This window comes from Methylophaga sp. UBA678 (genome assembly GCF_002299105.1).
GTDB classification, from domain to species: Bacteria; Pseudomonadota; Gammaproteobacteria; order Nitrosococcales; family Methylophagaceae; genus Methylophaga; species Methylophaga marina.
Genome location: NZ_DBNG01000021.1, coordinates 113424 through 133733, shown reverse-complemented (window position 1 = coordinate 133733; position 20310 = coordinate 113424). Strand labels below are relative to the sequence as shown.

Sequence of the window (20310 nt, the reverse complement as noted above, 5' to 3'; positions counted from 1 at the left end):
ATCGTATGTTGGATATGGGCTTTGCTGAAGTGATTCACCACATCATTGATCAAACACCAGAATCGCGTCAGACCGCTCTGTTCTCTGCCACCTATCCTGACACGATTCAGCAGATGAGTGAATCCATCCAAACGTCACCAGTATCAGTAAAGGTTGTCTCTGAACATAAGCAAGACGTTATTGAACAGCTGTTTTTTGATGTTAATAAACATGCACGTGATGAGACGCTAATCAAGCTGATTCAACACTATAAACCGAATAATGCAGTTATCTTTTGTCATACCAAAAAGCAGTGTGATGAAGTGGCTCAGTGGTTATCCAGCCAACAAATACAAGCGGCGGCTATCCATGGTGATCTTGAACAACGCGATCGCGATCAGGCACTGATTCGCTTTGCCAATAATAGTTGCCCAGTGTTGGTGGCGACCGATGTTGCGGCCAGAGGCCTAGATATCGCCGCTCTGGAAATGGTGATTAACTATGAATTACCACGTGATCCGGAAGTGTATGTGCATCGTATCGGCCGCACGGGTCGTGCCGGTGAAAAAGGCATGGCAATGAGTATTGTCACACCCGCTGATGCACCACGTGTTGTCGCCATCGAAAACTATAAGTCCGAACCAGTGAATTACGGCAACATATCAAAACTCAAGCCAGACTCAGGCTTCACACTACAAGGCAAAATGACCACCATCCAACTGGATAGTGGTCGTAAAAATAAAATACGGCCTGGTGATATTTTAGGTGCATTGACGGGTGATGCCGGTTTAAACGGTCAGCAAATAGGCAAGATTGATATTCGCGATATGTCTAGCTATGTGGCCGTTGAACAAAGTGCCCTTAGACAAGCCATGAATTACTTAGCTAAAGGCAAAGTGAAAGGCCGCTCTGTTCGCGCCAGACAAATTCGTTAAGCCAATACAGAGTCTTGCTTTTCAAGGACATAAGTACGCCACATCGCATATTTCGGTAAAAAGTCGAGGGCGGCTTTTACCTTAAAACCACTCTGCTGGAATTCATTTTCAATCGTTTGCTGATTAATCACAAAACGGTTTTGGTAATCTCTTGCATGGCGTTTTTTCTCCAGCTTTTTACGACGCCAGGCTTTAAAGTTACCATCCACCCACAGCGAGATAATCACGGTTTTTTGCGTGACTCGGTGAAACTCTTTTAGCAATGCCAGTCGATCTTGTGCATCACCAATGTGATGAATAAGACGAATACAGAAAATATTTTCTACGAAATTATCAGGCACATCTAAACTAAATGCCGATGATTGGAAGGTTTCGACCCGATCGGTAATGGCTTTATCACGATAGCGCATGCCAGTATTGATCATATGCTGACTGTAATCACTGGCAAAAATCTGGCGTTGTGGTTGTTCGCATAATAAGGACCAGAAACGTCCTGTACCACAAGGTACGTCTAATACAGTCTGGGGCTCACCAGCTAAGCTCAGGGCTTTTCTGGCCACTTGGTGATCACGCCAATTAGATAATTGACGCCATAAACCATCCTGATGTTTTTCAAAATACGCTCTCGCGTGTGTATCATCGTATTTACCTGAAAACTCAAGGTCTGTTTTCGACTCTGTTGTCATCTCATCACCTACGTCATGTGGAATGAGATGGAGTATGGTCAACAAGTCTTAAAAAAGACTTAACCATTTTTTAATATTGCTGCGAGCTGTTAACTCGCTGACACTCTAATCCTTTAAAGCCCATACTTTCATATAATCACCCGTTGTATATCCGAATAATTTATTGCCACCACTGGCAACGGCAATATACTGCTTGCCATCAATCTCATAACTGATAGGTGGGGCGTTCACACCGGCTTCAGAGTGACCTTGCCATAAGAGTTCACCTGAGACGGCATCAAAGGCTAATAACCGACCATCGCCTTCACCAGTAAAAACGAGACCGGCAGCCGTGCTGAGCACACCACCTAATAATGGATTTGGTGTTTTGTGCTGCCACAGAATTTGGCCAGTATTGATATCCATGGCCGTTAATAGACCATAGTGCTCAACATCATTCATAGGCGACATAGACGAATATTTCACCCCAGACTCACCATCGCTAGCATCCATTTGATGCAAGCGATAACTTATGGGCCAGTGAATACCAGCGATAAAAGCGAGTCCACGTTGTTGGTCAACCGAAACAGGTGACCAATTCGAGCCGCCAAGCACACCTGGGTAGATAACCGTGCCCTCTTCACTAGGCAGTTTGAACATATTCTGTTGCGGTACATAAGCTTCGCTTCTGAATAACAGTTTGCCGGTATTGCGATTTAACACATAAAACCAACCAGTTTTTCCCGCCTGCCCCAGCGCTTTAATCTGTTTGCCATCCCTGTCTACAGTGAATAATACCGGCGGACTGGCCACATCATATCCCCATAGATCATGGGGGACTTGTTGAAAATACCATTTCACTTTACCTGTCATGGCATCTAAGGCGACGATAGAGGATGTGTAGAGATTATCTCCAGGTCGTGATGAATCTTCCATCTGTGGGGATGGATTACCGGTGCCAAAAAACAGCGTATCCGTATCGACATCTATGGCTGGCGTGCTCCAGGCAGAGCCACCACCATAACGCCATGCATCTGGATGTGCTGCCAGCATGGCTTTTTCTTTGTTGATATCTCTGGGCAAGGTTTCTCCTGCAGGCGTTGTAGTAACAAACTCCCCTTCCCAATTGCGTTCGGGAATAGTATCGAACTGCCACAAAGGATTTCCGGTATCAGCATCATAGGCAGCGAGAAATCCTCTGCGTCCATACTCACCAGCAATGCCCACCACAGCACCTAATGGTGCATTAACGTCTGGCGAGTCGATATGTAAGCCATAACCTACACCTGTTATTCCAATAATGACCTGGCCTTTGTACACCATGGGTGCCATATTGATACCGGCACCGGACTTACCCGATACTGTGCCTTTGGTCTCATCTCCCAGCGTATTAATATCTTCCTGAATACCACTCTCGCCCATCGTGACATCTCTGTCCCAGGCAAGCTTGCCAGTTTGGCGATCTAACGCAATTAACCGACCATCTACTGTGCCCATATAAACACGAAACTCATCAACAGCAACACCACGGTTAGCGGGACCACAACACATTTCCCGCGATATGATTCGTTCATGATGGTAACGCCATATTTGTTGTCCGGTTTTGGCATCTAATGCCACCACGTCGTTAAACGGTAAGGACAAATACATGACTTTATCTTTGACAATCGGCGTTGCCTGAAATGTGGCTTTAACACCACTTTGATATTGCCATGCTGGTTGTAAATTCTGGATCGTATCTTGATTGATTTGTGTGAGCGGTGAATGTCTTTGATGCCATTGGTTACCACCAAACACTGGCCATTGATTATCTTCAGCATGGGCTTGGACAGCTACTAAACTGAAAATAACGACGATACAAAGCTGTCTTAATTTCATCATCCGCTCCATTTACTGTGCTAAGTAAAAGTCACTATACATGAGAAGTCCTTGTATTTTTGTTATAACAACTCTCGATAAAAATCATTTTTCGTTTAAGGATTGGCAATGGAATTACCACAAGATAAACATGCAGTTTTACGGATTATGGCCAGGCCCAGTGATGTGAATATCGCTGGTGATATTTTTGGTGGTTGGTTAATGTCACAATGTGATATCGCCGGTGGGATTTACGCTCATCGAATTGCCGGCGGTCGGGTTGTGACTGTCGCCGTCAATAATTTTCAGTTTATTGCGCCTGTGCTGGTTGCTGATATTGTCAGTATTTATGCGGATACCATGCGTATTGGCACATCTTCTATTACGGTGAAGGTGACAGTATTAATTGAACGTCGTGATGGAAAAAAAGAAACAACAATGAAGGTGGCGGAAGCTGACATTGTCTATGTGCATATTGATGAAAACCGCCAGCCAGCCGCTATTACACAGGAATAAGATCGCTACATAAAATATAAGGCCTTAACGGCCTTATATTGATGTTTAAGATGATAAGTTCAATCAGACAGCTTGCTTGGTAGCAGCGGCTTGTTGCATACCACTTTTCACCTGCTCTGCCGCGTCTTTCGCGATGGGATCAAGCTCAGTACCACCGGCATCCAGATATTCCACTAAATCTTCTTTCATTTTTCTGGCCCAAAAGCGTTTGATATGACTGGCAACACGTTCTGCTGCCTCTTTGTCTTCATAAGCGCGATTGTTTGCCGCGATTTGGTTAATCATTTTGATCAAAGTTTCAACCGGACTATGACTCATTTTGTTACTTTCCTTACATTGCCCTGCGGGCTGTTTCGTGATCATGTTGAGTAAACGGATCGTGATAAATGACATGACGACCAGAACGGGCAAAGCCAACCAGTTTCAAACCAACCTGCTGGGCTTGCTCAATTGCAAGTGAAGTTGGTGCCGAGACCGCTACCAGACAACCAAAACCGGCACTGGCTGCTTTTTGCACCATCTCATAGCTGGCACGACTGGTGACCAATACAAACCCTTCGTGTGGTGATAAGCCGGCTTTAACATGTCCACCGATTAATTTATCGAGTGCATTGTGTCGGCCGACATCTTCTCTTGTCAGTATGATATTACCTTCAAGATCACACCAGGCAGCAGCATGAGTTGCCCCTGTCACTTGTTGCAGCTGTTGATGTTGTTTGATGTTATTCAATCCAATCTGAATCACATCATCTGAAACTTGCACCGACTGAACAGGCTGGATCGGTCGGATAGCTTGTTTGAGTGATTCAACACCACATAAACCACAGCCGGTTCGGCCGACTAAGCTGCGTCGACGTTCACGTAAGGCATCAAACTTTTCATCATCAATCATCAAACGAACGCTGATGCCATTACTGTTTGACTGCACATGAATATGGCTGACCTGTTCGGCGTTATCCACAATATCCTCGGTCAAACTAAACCCCAGAGCAAAGTCAGCCAAATCGGCCGGTGTCGCCATCATCACCGCATGAGAAATCGTGTTGTAAACCAGAGCAACAGGTGTTTCAACAGCAATATCGTCATGCTGATATTGGGTAGCCGATTCATCTTTATGAACGGCTACCTCAACATCAACTGTCGTTTTATCAACGCCTGTCATTACTCAGCTTCTACCTCTGAATGAGCGGTGTCTGCCCCTTTCAGTAGTTTCATCTGCAACGCTTCAAATGATTTGAAGTTTTGCTGCCACTCTGAAGGTTGGCTGACTCTCTCAACCTGAACGGCTGTCACTTTATATTCAGGACAGTTCGTCGCCCAGTCAGAGTTGTCAGTGGTAATGACGTTGGCACCACTTCCAGGATGATGGAATGTGGTGTACACGACGCCCGGTAGGACTTTATCGGTAATGCGAGCACGCAATACCGTTTGTCCGGCCCGGCTGGTGATACCTAACCAATCGTTTTCCTTAATACCACGCACTTCAGCATCAGATGGATGAATATCCAACACATCCTCATCATGCCAGGCCTGATTCTCTGTACGACGTGTTTGAGCGCCCACATTGTATTGAGACAAGATACGACCTGTCGTCAGTAATAATGGGAAACGACTGTTAGTACGTTCATCCGTTGCTACATACTCTGTGACACTGAAACGACCTTTACCAATCGGGAAGTCATCCACATGCATGGTTGGCATACCGACTGGATTTTCATCATTACATGGCCATTGAATACTGCCCAACTCGTCAAGACGATCATAGTTCACACCGGTAAAGGTTGGTGTCAGCGAGGCAATTTCATCCATAATTTCTGATGGATGGTTGTAATGCATTGGATAACCCAGAGCATTCGATAAATCGACTGTGATTTCCCAGTCTTCCTTACCGGCTAATGCAGGCATCACTTTACGTACACGGTTGATACGACGCTCCGCATTCGTAAAGGTACCGTTTTTCTCCAGGAATGAAGAGCCCGGCAATAACACATGAGCAAACTTGGCTGTTTCATTCAGGAACAGATCTTGGACAATCAAGCACTCTAAAGAACGTAAGGCTTTTTCAACATGTTGTGTGCCAGGATCAGACTGAGCAATATCCTCACCCTGAACATATAAGGCTTTAAATTCGCCAGCAATGGCTGAATCAAACATGTTTGGAATACGCAGGCCTGGCTCATTATCCAGTTTCACACCCCAGACTGATTCGAAGTGTGTGCGTGCTGTGTCATCTGAAACGTGCTGATAACCTGGCAGCTCATGTGGGAACGAGCCCATATCACATGAACCTTGCACATTATTCTGACCACGTAATGGGTTAACACCCACACCTTCACGACCGATATTACCCGTTGCCATGGCGAGGTTAGCAATACCCATAACCATGGTTGAACCTTGGCTATGTTCGGTGACACCAAGACCGTAGTAAATCGCACCGTTCTTCGCTGTCGCGTAAGTTCTGGCCGCTTGACGCACTTTGTCTGCCGCAACACCTGTTGTTGCTTCAACCGCTTCAGGTGAATGACGTTCATCACGAATGAACTCACGCCATTTTTCATAGCTTTCCATATCACAACGTTTTTCAACAAACGCTCTGTCTTCCAGGCCTTCTGTGACCACAACATGGGCAATTGCATTGACCAATGCCACGTTAGAACCAGGACGTAAGGCTAAATGCTGTGCTTTTTTCAGATGTGGTGTTTTTAGCAAATCAATATGACGTGGATCGGCCACAATCAGATCAGCCCCTTCACGCAGACGACGACGCATTAAAGAACCAAACACCGGATGCGCATCTGTTGGGTTAGCACCGATAACCATAATGACATCAGATTTCATCACAGAATCAAAGTTCTGCGTACCCGCTGATTCACCCATGGTGACTTTCAAACCATAACCAGTCGGTGAGTGACATACGCGTGCACAGGTATCGGTGTTGTTATTACCAAACGCCGCACGAACTAATTTTTGAACCAGATAACTTTCTTCGTTAGTACAACGTGATGAGGTAATACCCCCGACACTTTCACGACCATATTTCGCTTGAATATCTTTTAAACGCGTCGCTGCAAAGTTAATCGCTTCTTCCCAGCTGACTTCCTGCCAAGGCTCTGTGATTGACTCACGAATCATTGGCGCTTTAATGCGGTCTTTATGTGTCGCATAACCAAAGGCAAAACGGCCTTTTACACAAGAGTGACCATGGTTCGCATCACCGCCTTTATAAGGCACCATGCGAACAACCTGATCGCCTTTCATTTCTGCTTTGAATGAGCAACCGACACCGCAATAGGCACATGTAGTGACAACACTGTGTTCAGGTTGGCCCATTTCAATAATGCTTTTTTCCATCAGTGTGGACGTTGGGCATGCCTGCACACAGGCACCACAAGACACACACTCTGAATCCATAAAGTCTTCATCTTGACCCGCAGCCACTTTCGAATCAAAACCACGACCATCAATGGTTAAAGCGAAGGTGCCCTGTACTTCTTCACAGGCACGAACACAACGTGAACAAACGATACATTTGCTTGGATCAAAACTGAAATACGGATTGGAATTGTCTTTTTCACTATCCAGATGGTTTTCACCTTGATAGCCATAACGTACTTCACGCAGCCCTACATCACCGGCCATGTCCTGTAGTTCACAGTTACCGTTGGCAGGGCAAGTCAAACAGTCCAGAGGATGGTCCGAGATGTACAGCTCCATCACATTTCTGCGTAATTTCGCTAACTTGCTGTTTTGCGTGGTAACTTTCATGCCTTCATCAACAGTTGTTGTACACGAAGCTGGGTAACCACGTCGCCCTTCAATTTGAACAGCACATAAACGACAGGAACCAAAGGATTCCAGATTGTCGGTGGCACATAATTTTGGAATATTGATATTCGCTAATGAAGCGGCACGCATCACTGACGTTCCTTCTGGAACCGTGATTTCCACGCCATCAATTTCTACTGTTACTAAGGTCTCCGATACACGAGCTGGTGTACCGTAGTCTTTATTTGGATTAAATGTTTCAATTCTCATGTCGTCACTCCTAGCGCGCTGCGCTGAGTTCTTCTGGGAAATATTTCATCACGCTCTGGACAGGGAATGGTGTCATTCCTCCCATAGCGCAAAGAGAGCCGTCTATCATGGTTTCGCACAGGTCTTCGAGTAAGACCCAATTCGCGTTAGCATTTTCACCACTGCGTATGCGGTCAATCACTTCTACACCACGTGTGGAGCCGATTCGACATGGCGTACATTTGCCACAAGACTCGACTTTACAAAATTCCATTGAAAAACGGGCTTGTTCTCCCATATCCACGGTTTCGTCAAACATCACGACACCACCATGTCCTAATACGGCACCAACGGCAGCGAACTCTTCATAATCAACAGGTGTATCCCATTGGCTTGCTGGTAGATAAGCGCCTAATGGCCCACCGACTTGAACCGCTTTCAATGGTTTACCGGTCAGCGTACCACCGCCAAAATCTTCCATTAATTCACGCAGACTGATACCGAAAGCCAGTTCAACCAGCCCTCCTTGTTTTACATTACCTGCCAGTTGCAAAGGTAATGTGCCGCGAGAGCGTCCCATGCCATAGTCAGCATAAGACTGACCACCTTTATCCAAAATGTAAGGCACAGCAGCAAATGAAAGTACGTTATTCACTACTGTCGGTTGTCCGAATAGACCGACAATTGCTGGCAATGGTGGCTTGGCTCTGACTAGACCACGTTTGCCTTCGAGGCTGTCTAATAAAGAAGTCTCTTCACCACAGATATAAGCGCCTGCACCCAGTCGCACCTCTAAATCAAATCGTTTGCCCGAGCCGAGAATGTCTTCACCCAGATATCCGGCTTTATAAGCGCGTTCGATCGCCTCGTTCAGTAACTTATGGGCTACTGGGTATTCTGAACGAAGATAGATGTAACCCTGTGTTGCGTGTACCGCCAGACCAGAAATGGTCATGCCTTCAATGAGCATGAAAGGATCGCATTCCATCACCAGACGATCGGCAAAGGTGCCCGAGTCACCTTCATCGGCGTTACAAACAATATATTTTTGTTCAGATGGGGTATCTAAAACGGTTTGCCACTTAATCCCTGTAGGGAAAGCGGCACCACCACGACCACGCAGGCCTGAGGTTTTAACTTCATCAACAATATTCTGAGGTTGCATTGCGATGGCATTTTTTAGACCGTTAAAACCATCCAGAGCAATGTAGTCTTCGATGGAAATGGGATCGGTAATGCCAGAACGGGCAAAGGTCAGTCTTTGTTGTTTTTTAAGGAAGGGATGCTCTTCAACCAGACCGATGCAACTCTCGTGCTGTTGATTACCATCGAGCATGCCAGTATCAAATAAGGCTGATACTTGCTGAGCACTAACTGCACCATAACCAACCCGGCCTTGTGCAGTATCTACTTCAACAAGCGGTTCAAGCCAGAGCATGCCACGGCTGCCATTTCGAACAATTGTCGCGTCCAGGCCGCGTTGTTCAATTTCTTGCTGAACAGCTTCAGCTATTTGATCGGCTCCCAAGGAGAGTGCGGTTGTGTCGCAAGGGATATAAATACGCTGACTCATTAGCCGACCTCCTTCATATCTTGCTGATGGGAAGCCACTAGTTCATCAAACCGATCCAGGCTGACACGACCATGAATATCATCATCAATTCTTATAGATGGGCCGGTAGCACAGTTACCTAAACAATATACTGGCTCTAATGAGAACTGTCTGTTCGCCGTAGTTTGGTGGTAATCAATACCAAGGGATTGTTTGGCATGTGCTTCCAGGGACCGACACCCCATCGCCTGACAGGCCTCGGCACGACATATTTCTATTGTATGTTTGCCAGGAGGTGTCGTTCTGAAGTGGTGATAAAAACTGATCACCCCATGAACTTCTGCACGTGTTTGCAATAAGGACTCAGCAATTTGCGCAACAGCCTTTTCAGGGATATAACCAATTTCATTCTGAATGGCATGCAAGATGGGTAGCATCGCACCAGGCTTGTGCTTAAGCCCATCAATGATTCGCTGAATAGACTGCTCCGTCCATTCTTTTCCAACTGTCATTTTTTCTCTCTCCGTTATCTGAAATATGCACAAACACGCATATTTAAATTATCTTATTTTTATTATTGACAAGACATTAGCATAGAGATTGCACGATAAAAATATGCATTTTGAGTCATATTTAAAAACTGTGAATCACCTTTTGTTTTTTATAAGAATATGACCAGAACAAAGGCATAAAATTTCCTTATTTCTTGCCAAGGCCGAATTAAGTGCAAACAGCCATTTGTTTGCACCAAGGATGTGCATAAACGACATCCACAAAACCCCAAAAATATATAAACTATTGATTATTATTAATAATAAAATCTGGCACACTTGATGCTTTATACTAATTACAAACAACATTTCAGCTGCATTTTGTTTGTATTTCTCTCTTGTCTACGTGCTGAGCCTTGGGGTGAACAAATGTTCACCCCTTTTTTTGGGCTCATTTTCTCTCATCAGTTCTGTTAGCATAGCGGACAATTCATCAAAAATTGCCCTCAGATTTCTATGCACCAGCGCACAATTGAAGAACTTCAGCAAGATCATGACTTTGTCACGATAAATCCACATGCTGAAAAACGCACACGCTATGTTCTTGCTCTCACGATAATCACCATGCTCGTGGAAATTATTGCAGGCACACTTTTTGGCTCTATGGCCTTACTAGCTGATGGCTGGCATATGGCCACACATGCCGTGGCCTTTCTCATTACCTTGTTTGCTTATTCTTACGCATCGAAAAACAAAACGAATGCTGCATTTGCTTTTGGTACAGGAAAAGTCAGTGTATTGGGCGGCTTTGCCAGCGCTATTGCTCTAGGCGTCGTCGCTTTGATGATGTTAATAGAATCAGTAGAACGATTAGTCAATCCGCATCAAATCGAATTCAGTGCAGCAATCCTTGTCGCCATCATAGGTCTTATCGTTAACCTCATCAGTGCTTTAATACTGAAAGATAATCACGCGCACAGTCATAGCCACGCAAGTCATCACCATCACCACCATGATCACAATTTAAAAGCCGCTTATATGCACGTTTTAGCAGATGCGCTAACGTCCATTTTGGCCATCATCGCGCTTATTGGTGCAATGCTTCTTAATTGGATGTGGCTGGATGCCTTAATGGGCATTGTCGGTGCTGTCATCATCAGTGTCTGGGCTGTTGGCTTAATCAAAGAGACCAGTCCGATATTACTGGATGGCAGCATTGAGCAGGGCTACAGTCAGGCCATTCAGGATCGTATAGAGAATGATGCGGACAATCATATTGTCGATTTCCACATCTGGCATGTGAGTGCTGAGCATTTTGCTGCCATTATTTCTATTGCGACATCTGAGCCCAAACCCACTCAGCATTACAAATCACTACTGAATGAATTTGATCGTTTGTCACACATTACGATTGAAGTGAATCAATATCATCAAAAAAGTGATGATCACTAACCGCTGATTTGCGGTACTTTTCCACAAAAAAAGCAGTATGTTCCTCGTTTTTTGAATTGGCGGTATGAATACTGCATCAGGCTATCTATCACCCGTTAATGACAGCCGAGAGATATGGATATGCTGAACATCGACATCAGCGACTTTCTTCAAAAACATAGATTACCTGATAGTTATCAGGCGCTTGCAGAACAATGGTATTTACCTGTTCTTGAAGAAATATCGATGCACCATAAAAGTGCAAAAAGGACAATCACTGTAGGTATTAATGGTGCACAAGGTTCAGGAAAAAGTACGCTGGCCCAACTTGCTGTTTATATCCTTAGAGAACACTACTCACTCAATGTAGTGTCTTTATCACTAGATGATTTTTATTTCACTCGTCAAGAAAGAATACAGCTAGGCCAGGGTATTCATCCTCTACTAACCACTCGTGGTGTACCAGGCACACATGATATTGCTCTTGCTAGAAAAACAATCAGTCAGCTCATCAACCAACAATTTCCAGTCAACATTCCTCGATTTAATAAAGCAGAAGACGACCGGGCCCCTGCTGAGTCAGAAGAAATCATTACTCAAGCTGTTGATGTCATCATCTTTGAAGGTTGGTGCCTGGGAGCTGAAGCACAGGATGATCGTCTACTTAAAGCGCCCATTAATGATTTGGAAGAGTTCGAAGATGACTCACAAGTCTGGCGACGTTATGTGAATGAGCAATTAGCCAGGTTTTACCCAAAACTGTTTGAACTGATTGATATCTGGATCATGCTCAAAGCCCCTTCTTTTGACTGTGTCTATCAGTGGCGGCTTGAGCAAGAAAACAAATTAAAATCAAGCTTGTCTGAGCAGCAGACAAGCACACAAATTATGGATGAGAAAGCGGTCGGACGCTTTATCAAATATTATCAACGTATTACCGAAAATACACTCAACACGTTGCCAAACAAAGTGAACTATTTATTCGAACTTGATGAAAATCGCCAAATCACCCAACTCACTCAACCGCTACCAACCAAACTAAGCAGCAATGCGCCCCATCAATGGTTAGTATTTACCGATATGGATGGCACTCTGCTTGATCATCATAATTATCATTTTGATGAAGCCATACCGACACTCGCAGCACTTGAGCAGAATCAGATTCCCGTTATACCTGTTACCAGTAAAACAGCGGCTGAAGTGGAGCTCATAAGAGATAGTCTTGGCAACCATCACCCTTTTATTGTGGAGAATGGTGCGGCTGTCTATATTCCAGAAGGTTACTTTGACCAGCAACCAGAAGATACTGAAAAACGAGGGAAATATTGGGTTAAAAGTTTCGTTCAGCCTCGACAACATTGGCAGTCATTGATTGATCAGGTTCGTCCTGCTTATCAGCATGAATTTAAAACATTCGCTGATGCAGGTATTGATGGCATTATTGCGATGACAGGTCTTAATGTCCATGCAGCTGCCTGTGCTGCAAGACGCGAGTTTGGTGAGCCTGTGTCATGGCATGGCAACGGCAATCTCAAACACCAGTTTATAACTGAGCTGACAGCACTTGGTGCCAATATTCTTGAAGGCGGACGGTTTATCCATGTTTCGGGCCAATGTGATAAAGGTCAGGCACTCGCCTGGTTAACCGCGGTTTACCAACAAACCCAACCACAGCAAATTATTCAGACACTGGGAATAGGTGACAGTCAAAATGATAAAGCGATGCTAGAGCAAGCCGATTACGCTTTGCTTATTCGCTCACCTGTTCATGGTTTACCAGACATAGATAGAACAGATAACTTAACTGTGTCCACTTTTTTCGGCCCTAAAGGTTGGGCTGAAGGTGTCACTCAAATCATCGATGCAAAGCAGCATTCCGATTCATTTAACTTACCCCGAGGCAATCATGGCTGATTTTCACCAGAATGGGATTATTACTACTCTTCATAACTTAACAGATCGCCACTTAGCTGATCTCGAAAGCGATCTTGTTCAATTTAGCAAACAAAGACCTATGGGATTACTGCTCCCTTCCCTTTTTTCAGAGCTTGAAGGTGAGGCGCTCCCTAATATTATTCAGCAGCTTAAAACGGTTCCTTACTTATCTGAAATTGTTATTGGTCTGGATCGCGCGGATGAAGATCAATATCGTCATGCCATTAACTTCTTTTCGGCCTTGCCACAGCACCATCGTATTTTATGGAATGATGGGCCGAGACTCACCGCGATTGACGAAGAACTGCAATCGCTGGGGCTCGCGCCAAAAGAAAAAGGTAAAGGTCGTAATGTCTGGTATTGCATGGGCTATATCATTGCCTCTGGAAAAGCGGAATCAATTGCCCTGCATGATTGCGACATAGTGACTTACACCAGTGATTTACTCGCACGCTTAATCTACCCTGTCGCTAACCCGATGTTTAATTATGAGTTTTGTAAAGGTTATTACGCTCGCGTGGCCAGTGGAAAGCTAAATGGCCGTGTGAATCGTTTACTCGTCACGCCGCTTATCCGCGCACTGAAGATGGTCGTCGGTAACCAGCCTTATCTGGAATATATGGATAGCTTCCGATACCCGCTGGCCGGTGAGTTTTCATTCAGACGCGATGTATTATCTGATATTCGTATCCCGAGTGACTGGGGTCTGGAAATAGGTGTGTTATCAGAGATGCATCGTAACTATGCCAATAATCGACTCTGTCAGGTGGATGTAGCCCAAGTTTATGATCATAAGCATCAAGAATTATCACCGGATGATCAGCAGGCCGGCTTATCAAAGATGTCGATCGACATTGCCAAATCGCTATTTAGAAAACTAGCCACGAAAGGTACGGTATTCACGCCTGAATCATTCCGAACGCTAAAAGCGACTTATTACCGTATCGCACTCGATTTTGTGGAAACCTACCACAATGATGCAGTGATGAACGGCCTGCATTTCGACATTCATCAGGAAGAAGAGTCTGTTGAAATGTTTGCTAAAAACATCATGGATGCAGGTCAAATGTTCCTGGAGAATCCAATGGAAGTCCCCTTCACGCCAAGCTGGAGCCGAGTACAGAGTGCATTGCCAGATATTTTTGAACGAATTTATGATGCTGTTGAAGCTGACTATCAGGATTTTTCTGCATAAGGGATACCAAAAATGACACCCAATGATGAGCAACTTCAACGATTAAAAGAGACAGTTCTCCATCATCTCAACGCTATTTATTCTGAGACCTCTACTGATTTTTCGCTAGACACCTTATGCGATGACATTATCCGCATCATGCGGTTAGATCAGGATTTCAAAGAAAGCATTGCGCATAAAAATAACTGGGATCAAACGGATATTGTTCTTATTACCTACGGTAATAGTGTAAAAAAAGAAGGTGAAGCACCTTTAAAAACGCTGCATCGTTTTCTTAATAATGAAATCAGTGGTTATATAAATGGCGTGCATATCTTGCCATTTTTCCCATATTGCTCAGATGATGGCTTTGCCGTCATGGATTATTATGAAGTTAATAAAGCACTGGGAGATTGGGAGGACATTGAAGCCATTGCCAGTGATTATCGTCTGATGGCTGATCTTGTTATCAATCATGGTTCCAGCAGCGGCACTTGGTTTAAGAACTTTATTAAAGGTGATGGTCCAGGTCATGACTATTTTTTCACCACGTCACCAAGCACGCCCATCAGTCAGGTAGTCAGACCGAGAACCAGCCCCTTGCTCCGTGAAACAGAAACTCATGATGGCACTCAATATGTCTGGTGCACTTTCAGTCATACTCAGGTGGATTTTGATTTCCGTAACCCTGAAGTGTTAAAAGAATTTATTAATATCGTTCGCTTTTATCTGGATAAAGGAGTGCATATTTTCCGGCTGGATGCGGTGGCTTTCTTGTGGAAAAAAATCGGTACAAACTGCCTCAATCTTCCAGAAACACATGAAGTAGTCCGGTTGATGCGAAGTTTGATTCAACACGTGGATCCAAATGCCATCATTATCACTGAAACTAATATCCCAAACAGAGAAAACCTGAGTTATTTTGGTAATGCTAATGAAGCTCACTGTATCTACAATTTTTCGCTGCCGCCTCTTTTGGTCAATACGCTAGTCACTGGAGACTGTTTTTATTTAAAACAGTGGTTGATGAGCATGCCGCCAGCACAACATGGGACAGCATACTTTAACTTTATTGCTTCGCATGACGGCATAGGCCTGAGGCCGGCTGAAGGCTTATTAAGTGAAGCTGAGATTGCTTCTTTAATCAGTACTATGCAGCAATTTGGTGGGCGTATTTCCTGGCGGGAAGGCGAAAATGGTGTAAAAAAACCTTATGAAATCAATATCTCACTGTTTGATGCACTTCAAGGCACAACATCAGGTAAAGATGAGTGGAATATTGACCGTTTTATCTGTGCTCACGCCATCATGCTGGCTTTAGAAGGTATTCCTGGCATTTATATTCATAGCTTGCTCGCTACCAGTAATGATTTAGAAAAGCTGGAACACACGGAACAAAACCGTTCGATTAATCGTCATGAATGGGATGAAGCTTCCTTGATGAACGAATTATCAACGCCATCATCTCAACATGCACAAGTTTCAGAATTACTTAAGAAGCTGATACATCTAAGAAAACAACAGCGGGCTTTTCATCCGAATGCCACTCAGTTTACACTGCACCTTGGTGAAAAACTGTTTGGGTTTTGGCGACAAAGTATGGACAGAAGACAAAGTATCTTCTGCATTTACAATATCAGCGATACCGAACAACCACTTCGTATTGCCAACCTCAATCTGGTTGTTACAGACCGATGGTGGGACCTGATAAGTGGTGTTATTCTAGATGGTTCATCTGACATGATTACAGTTGCGCCATACCAAGTACTATGGATTACAAATGGCTAAGGTATTGTCATCAGACTTTCATACCATTTAGCTAAGCTATATAAAAAATAAGGATTAATGAATGCAATCAGTAAAAAAAATTCGTAAATGTCTTTTCCCTGTAGCTGGTTATGGCACACGATTCCTGCCAGCCACCAAAGCCATGCCTAAAGAGATGTTACCTGTCGTTAACAAGCCTCTTATTCAATATGGTGTCGAAGAAGCCATTGAGGCTGGCGTCACTGAAGTAGGTTTCATCACTGGTCGAGGTAAACGTGCGATTGCTGATCATTTCGACACCAGTTACGAATTAGAACACCAAATCCGTGGTACCAGTAAAGAGAAACATCTGGAAGATATTCGTGAAGTGATGGATACCTGTAACTTCATCTTTATGAGACAGCGTGAAATGCTTGGCTTAGGCCATGCGATTTTGACAGGTCAACCCATCATTGGTGATGAACCATTTGCCGTTATCCTGGCTGACGACTTGTGCGCCCGTACAGATGAAGATGTAAGCAAACGTGCATTAGGCCAATTGGTTGAAGTCTACGAAAAATATAACTGTAGTGTTATTGCTATTGAAGAAGTACCCGGCGATAACATCAGCAGCTACGGAGTTATATCTGGCCGTGAAATCGAAGATGGTCTGTTTGAAGTCGATGACATGGTAGAAAAACCAAAACCTGAAGATGCGCCAAGTCAGCTAGGTATTATTGGTCGTTACGTATTAACGCCTGATATCTTTGAATACATTGAAAAAACAGCGCCTGGTGCCAATGGTGAAGTACAAATCACTGATGCTATCCGTACTCTGGCAAAAGAAAAACGCGTTTTGGCACTCAAATTTAAAGGTCACCGTTTTGACTGCGGTAGTATTGATGGCTTTGTTGAAGCGACTAACTACTACTACCAGCGTGATCATGCTAAAAAGTAAACACTGATTCGCTCTTCAAAAAGCCGGCTTCCCCGCCGGCTTTTTTATATGGTTTTTCGATGTCCTTTGGGTTTCCAGGCGGGTGCAATAACATTGGGCATAGTAGACTTCTGCAAGAGTCTGGCAGGCGCCAAGGTCAGCTCTCCGTACCGGTAATTGACTTTATCAACGGTCTGGTTGATATGTTCTCTTTGTAAATCAGGTTGCTCGAATAAATCTAATTGTTTTCCTTGTTGAGGTGATAAGGCTGTCACCTGTACCTGCCAAACACCTTGTCCCGCCCAATAAAAATCAACAAACGCTTTACATAACTGATAAATGACGTGTCCATCATCGGTATAGATACCTGCATGGGCTTTGGTTTTAAGCCATCCGCGCTCTGTTTTTAAACCAATAAAAAAACATTCAGCCTGATAATGAAAACAACGCATCCTGGCTGCCACTTTCTCTGCCATATGCTGTAAATAGATCAAGACCGTATTTTTTTGATGGGTGCCAGGCGGGAGTACCTTGCCATGACCAATGGTTTTAGGTGCTTTCACATTAAACGTCAGACGCTCCGGATCTTGTCCTTGTGCCATGAGCCATATACGCCGACCTAAATGACCAAACCGTTTTGATAACAGGCTCATCGGTATGTTTTTCATTTCACCACAGCGTTCCACTCCATAATGCGCTAAAAAACGACCAATCCCCTTATTAATCCCACTCAGCGCCGTGACAGGTTCGGGAGCCAGCACGTCAGCAGCCTCTTCCGGATGAATCACGGTCATGCCATCAGGCTTTTCCTTTTTGGCAGCGAATTTCGCTGTAGTTTTGTCTCCACTCACTCCAACAGAACAGCGTAAACCTGAAACCTGCCAGACTCTTCTCTTAATGAGATAAGCAATATTCATTGCGCCTTTGTATAAAGTCTGACAACGCGTCAAATCCAAAAAAGCTTCGTCTACGCTGAACACTTCCACATCCGGCGTAATGTCGATTAAGCCTTCCATGATGCGTGTTGATAACTCAGCATAGCGATATGGCCGTGAAGGCGCATGGATCAGGCCAGGACATAACTGTCTGGCCTGTTTCAAACGCATTCCGGTATGTACGCCAAATGCTCTGGCTTCATAGGAACAGGTAATAATCGTCGTTCCCTGAAGACCATTGGTTACGGCTACCGGCTTTTTGAACCAATCAGCATTATCCATCTGCTCTACTTGGGCAAAAAAACAATCCATATCCACTAAGGCGATCATGCGTGGCCATGGTGATAAGGCATCAATAGTCATTATTTAAGGATAGGTACGTAACTGACCGACCACTACACCTTGGACCCGTACACGACTGGCAGGCAAGGTGACAGGTTCATAATTAGCATTAGCAGGCATTAATGTCACGGTGCCATCGTTATTAATTAACAGCGTTTTCAGGGTGGCATCAAACCCATCCACCAAAGCAACAACAATATCGCCATGACGTGCTGTTGGCTGGGATTGCACCACGACATAATCGCCCGACATAATGGCCTTATCAATCATCGAGTCACCGTTTACTTTCAGTACAAACCGTCCCTTTCCAGTAAACATATCGCTCAAATCAATTTCAGACTCATCAGCAATGGCTTCCACTAAGCGGCCAGCGGCGATTTTTCCTTTTACTGGCAAAGTGACGGATGTCAGCGGAGCAGGGTCAGGCTGCTCGGTTAAGTGCAGTCCTCGTGTTCTTCCGACATGTCGCTCTAGAAGTCCGGCATCCACCAATGCCTGGATATAACGATGGGTTGTGCCTTGAGACTTTATCCCTAAGCCCTTGGCAATCTCAGAAACCAGCGGTGAACGTCCCTGTTCATCTATGTATTGACGAATAAAATTCAATGTATCTTGTTCACGTTCGGTCAGCATCATCTCTTCCTTTTAGAGAAAATATTGAGAAGAGAAAATATAGAGAATTTATTCCATTTCAGCAAGTATTATTTTCAATCATATCCACATGAACAAGGCGAGCTTATATCTTTGTTATTAAAGGAGTAAATTCAAGGGATAACTAGACTTAATGCCGTGTTTCAGCGATAATTGTCGCCTTTTCAAGCCTTTCCCATCGAAGGCTTACCTCTCATGACTCAGTCAAAATCAAAATAAATTACTGCTAGCACCTTGCTATGCATGGTGTGTATGAGTCATAGCTCGGTTTGGTTTATAAAGGGATCCTATGTTTAATCTGTTACTGAAACGCCCACAAAACATAAAGAATGATGTGTTATCTGGACTGACTGTTGCCTTAGCGCTTGTGCCAGAAGCGGTGGCTTTTGCCTTTGTGGCTGGTGTTGAGCCTTTAGTCGGTTTATATGCTGCATTTCTTGTCGGACTTATCACCGCGGCGATTGGTGGCCGGCCAGGTATGATTTCAGGTGCGACAGGCGCGTTAGCGGTTGTTATGGTGGCATTGGTGGCACAACACGGTGTGGAATATTTATTTGCCACTGTCGTGTTAATGGGCATTCTGCAAATCCTGGCTGGGGTATTCCGGTTGGGTAAATTTATTCGTATTGTCCCACTTCCGGTTATGTTGGGGTTTGTAAATGGTCTCGCCATGGTCATCTTTCTGGCCCAACTCAAAGCCTTTAAAGTCACCGGTGAAAATGGCGAAGAACAATGGTTGTCAGGTGAGCCATTATGGTGGATGTTAGGTCTGGTCGCTTTAACCATGGCGATTAGCTATTTCTTGCCTAAGTTAACTAAAGCTTTCCCATCCTCTTTGGCCGCTATTATTGTGGTTACTCTAGTGGCAATTGGCCTGCATCTTGATATTCGTAATGTAGGTGATATTGCTTCTATTGCCGGCGGTCTTCCAGAGTTCAGTATTCCGATGGTTCCCTTCAATATGGAAACATTACTGATTATCGCGCCCTACTCCTTTATCTTAGCGTTTATTGGTTTAACAGAGTCCTTACTAACCCTCACGCTCATTGATGAAATCACAGAAACAACCGGCCGCCCAAATAAAGAATGTATTGGTCAAGGTGTCGCTAACACCGTAACAGGCTTTTTTGGCGGCATGGGCGGTTGTGCC

General features: G+C 44.5%; 17 protein-coding genes. 8 read left to right on the top strand and 9 right to left on the bottom strand.

Translation table 11 applies throughout. From position 1 onward, the window contains the following. Window positions 1–914 (top strand): helicase-related protein (locus B3014_RS11380; RefSeq protein WP_289286988.1); only part of this gene is annotated, 914 nt, incomplete at its 5' end. Here B3014_RS11380 and B3014_RS11375 read toward each other — a convergent pair. Both B3014_RS11375 and B3014_RS11370 read right to left on the bottom strand, forming a co-directional pair. Beyond that, entirely contained in the window at window positions 911–1600 is a 690-nt protein-coding gene (locus B3014_RS11375) for a class I SAM-dependent methyltransferase (RefSeq protein ID WP_289243804.1), read from the bottom strand. The two genes, B3014_RS11380 and B3014_RS11375, sit on opposite strands and share 4 nt — an antisense overlap. A 105-nt stretch (window positions 1601–1705) precedes the next feature. After that, window positions 1706–3460, bottom strand: a complete 1755-nt coding sequence (locus B3014_RS11370; protein WP_289243805.1) for a pyrroloquinoline quinone-dependent dehydrogenase — start codon at window positions 3458–3460, stop codon at window positions 1706–1708. 105 nt (window positions 3461–3565) lie between these two features. On the opposite strand from B3014_RS11370, the gene B3014_RS11365 reads away from it, so the two are divergent. Further along, window positions 3566–3952 (top strand): acyl-CoA thioesterase, encoded by a 387-nt coding sequence (locus B3014_RS11365; protein WP_289243806.1) that lies wholly within the window; start codon window positions 3566–3568, stop codon window positions 3950–3952. A gap of 63 nt (window positions 3953–4015) precedes the next feature. Here B3014_RS11365 and B3014_RS11360 read toward each other — a convergent pair whose 3' ends face one another. Genes B3014_RS11360 through B3014_RS11340 form a run of 5 tightly spaced genes read right to left on the bottom strand, consistent with a single transcriptional unit; the run spans window position 4016 to window position 10030 of the window. Next, window positions 4016–4270 (bottom strand): formate dehydrogenase subunit delta, encoded by a 255-nt coding sequence (locus B3014_RS11360; RefSeq protein WP_289243807.1) that lies wholly within the window; start codon window positions 4268–4270, stop codon window positions 4016–4018. A 13-nt stretch (window positions 4271–4283) separates the two neighbouring features. Further along, window positions 4284–5114 (bottom strand): formate dehydrogenase accessory sulfurtransferase FdhD, encoded by an 831-nt coding sequence (gene fdhD, locus B3014_RS11355; RefSeq protein WP_289243808.1) that lies wholly within the window; start codon window positions 5112–5114, stop codon window positions 4284–4286. Further along, complete coding sequence (gene fdhF / locus B3014_RS11350; protein ID WP_289243809.1) at window positions 5114–7987, bottom strand: formate dehydrogenase subunit alpha; 2874 nt, start codon at window positions 7985–7987, stop codon at window positions 5114–5116. Before fdhF ends, fdhD begins: the two co-directional genes overlap by 1 nt. A 10-nt stretch (window positions 7988–7997) precedes the next feature. Continuing rightward, a complete protein-coding gene (locus B3014_RS11345) occupies window positions 7998–9539 on the bottom strand; it encodes a formate dehydrogenase beta subunit (protein WP_289243810.1) in 1542 nt (513 codons plus the stop codon). Continuing rightward, window positions 9539–10030 carry a formate dehydrogenase subunit gamma gene (locus B3014_RS11340; protein ID WP_289243811.1) on the bottom strand — a complete coding sequence of 164 codons (492 nt, stop codon included), beginning with the start codon at window positions 10028–10030 and terminating at the stop codon, window positions 9539–9541. The genes B3014_RS11345 and B3014_RS11340 overlap by 1 nt, the downstream gene beginning before the upstream one ends. A 495-nt stretch (window positions 10031–10525) precedes the next feature. Here B3014_RS11340 and dmeF point away from each other — a divergent pair, with 495 nt between their 5' ends. The 5 genes from dmeF to galU all read left to right on the top strand — a co-directional run bounded on the left by dmeF (window position 10526) and on the right by galU (window position 17253). Beyond that, the gene (gene dmeF / locus B3014_RS11335) at window positions 10526–11461 is read left to right on the top strand and encodes a CDF family Co(II)/Ni(II) efflux transporter DmeF (protein WP_286305147.1); all 936 of its coding nucleotides are present in this window, start codon (window positions 10526–10528) and stop codon (window positions 11459–11461) included. A gap of 120 nt (window positions 11462–11581) precedes the next feature. Continuing rightward, complete coding sequence (locus tag B3014_RS11330) at window positions 11582–13354, top strand: HAD-IIB family hydrolase (RefSeq protein WP_289243812.1); 1773 nt, start codon at window positions 11582–11584, stop codon at window positions 13352–13354. Next, entirely contained in the window at window positions 13347–14570 is a 1224-nt protein-coding gene (locus B3014_RS11325) for a glycosyl transferase (RefSeq protein ID WP_289243813.1), read from the top strand. The genes B3014_RS11330 and B3014_RS11325 overlap by 8 nt, the downstream gene beginning before the upstream one ends. A 12-nt stretch (window positions 14571–14582) precedes the next feature. Next, window positions 14583–16337, top strand: a complete 1755-nt coding sequence (locus B3014_RS11320; RefSeq protein WP_289243814.1) for a sugar phosphorylase — start codon at window positions 14583–14585, stop codon at window positions 16335–16337. 61 nt (window positions 16338–16398) lie between these two features. Then, entirely contained in the window at window positions 16399–17253 is an 855-nt protein-coding gene (gene galU / locus B3014_RS11315) for a UTP--glucose-1-phosphate uridylyltransferase GalU (protein ID WP_289243815.1), read from the top strand. Between the two features lie 44 nt (window positions 17254–17297). On the opposite strand, the gene B3014_RS11310 is transcribed toward galU, so the two are convergent. Continuing rightward, complete coding sequence (locus B3014_RS11310) at window positions 17298–18530, bottom strand: DNA polymerase Y family protein (protein WP_289243816.1); 1233 nt, start codon at window positions 18528–18530, stop codon at window positions 17298–17300. A gap of 3 nt (window positions 18531–18533) precedes the next feature. Further along, complete coding sequence (gene lexA / locus B3014_RS11305) at window positions 18534–19145, bottom strand: transcriptional repressor LexA (protein WP_286305153.1); 612 nt, start codon at window positions 19143–19145, stop codon at window positions 18534–18536. Between the two features lie 304 nt (window positions 19146–19449). Here lexA and B3014_RS11300 point away from each other — a divergent pair. Continuing rightward, on the top strand, window positions 19450–20310 hold an 861-nt coding region (locus tag B3014_RS11300), incomplete at its 3' end, for a SulP family inorganic anion transporter (RefSeq protein ID WP_289286987.1).

Coding starts and splice junctions, on each gene's coding strand:
- B3014_RS11310 (WP_289243816.1), bottom strand. CDS start 18,530: ATGACTATTGATGCCTTATCACCATGGCCACGCATGATCGCCTTAGTG.
- B3014_RS11320 (WP_289243814.1), top strand. CDS start 14,583: ATGACACCCAATGATGAGCAACTTCAACGATTAAAAGAGACAGTTCTC.
- B3014_RS11375 (WP_289243804.1), bottom strand. CDS start 1,600: ATGACAACAGAGTCGAAAACAGACCTTGAGTTTTCAGGTAAATACGAT.
- lexA (WP_286305153.1), bottom strand. CDS start 19,145: ATGATGCTGACCGAACGTGAACAAGATACATTGAATTTTATTCGTCAA.
- dmeF (WP_286305147.1), top strand. CDS start 10,526: ATGCACCAGCGCACAATTGAAGAACTTCAGCAAGATCATGACTTTGTC.
- B3014_RS11330 (WP_289243812.1), top strand. CDS start 11,582: ATGCTGAACATCGACATCAGCGACTTTCTTCAAAAACATAGATTACCT.
- B3014_RS11340 (WP_289243811.1), bottom strand. CDS start 10,030: ATGACAGTTGGAAAAGAATGGACGGAGCAGTCTATTCAGCGAATCATT.
- B3014_RS11345 (WP_289243810.1), bottom strand. CDS start 9,539: ATGAGTCAGCGTATTTATATCCCTTGCGACACAACCGCACTCTCCTTG.
- fdhD (WP_289243808.1), bottom strand. CDS start 5,114: ATGACAGGCGTTGATAAAACGACAGTTGATGTTGAGGTAGCCGTTCAT.
- B3014_RS11360 (WP_289243807.1), bottom strand. CDS start 4,270: ATGAGTCATAGTCCGGTTGAAACTTTGATCAAAATGATTAACCAAATC.
- B3014_RS11325 (WP_289243813.1), top strand. CDS start 13,347: ATGGCTGATTTTCACCAGAATGGGATTATTACTACTCTTCATAACTTA.
- fdhF (WP_289243809.1), bottom strand. CDS start 7,987: ATGAGAATTGAAACATTTAATCCAAATAAAGACTACGGTACACCAGCT.
- B3014_RS11365 (WP_289243806.1), top strand. CDS start 3,566: ATGGAATTACCACAAGATAAACATGCAGTTTTACGGATTATGGCCAGG.
- B3014_RS11370 (WP_289243805.1), bottom strand. CDS start 3,460: ATGATGAAATTAAGACAGCTTTGTATCGTCGTTATTTTCAGTTTAGTA.
- galU (WP_289243815.1), top strand. CDS start 16,399: ATGCAATCAGTAAAAAAAATTCGTAAATGTCTTTTCCCTGTAGCTGGT.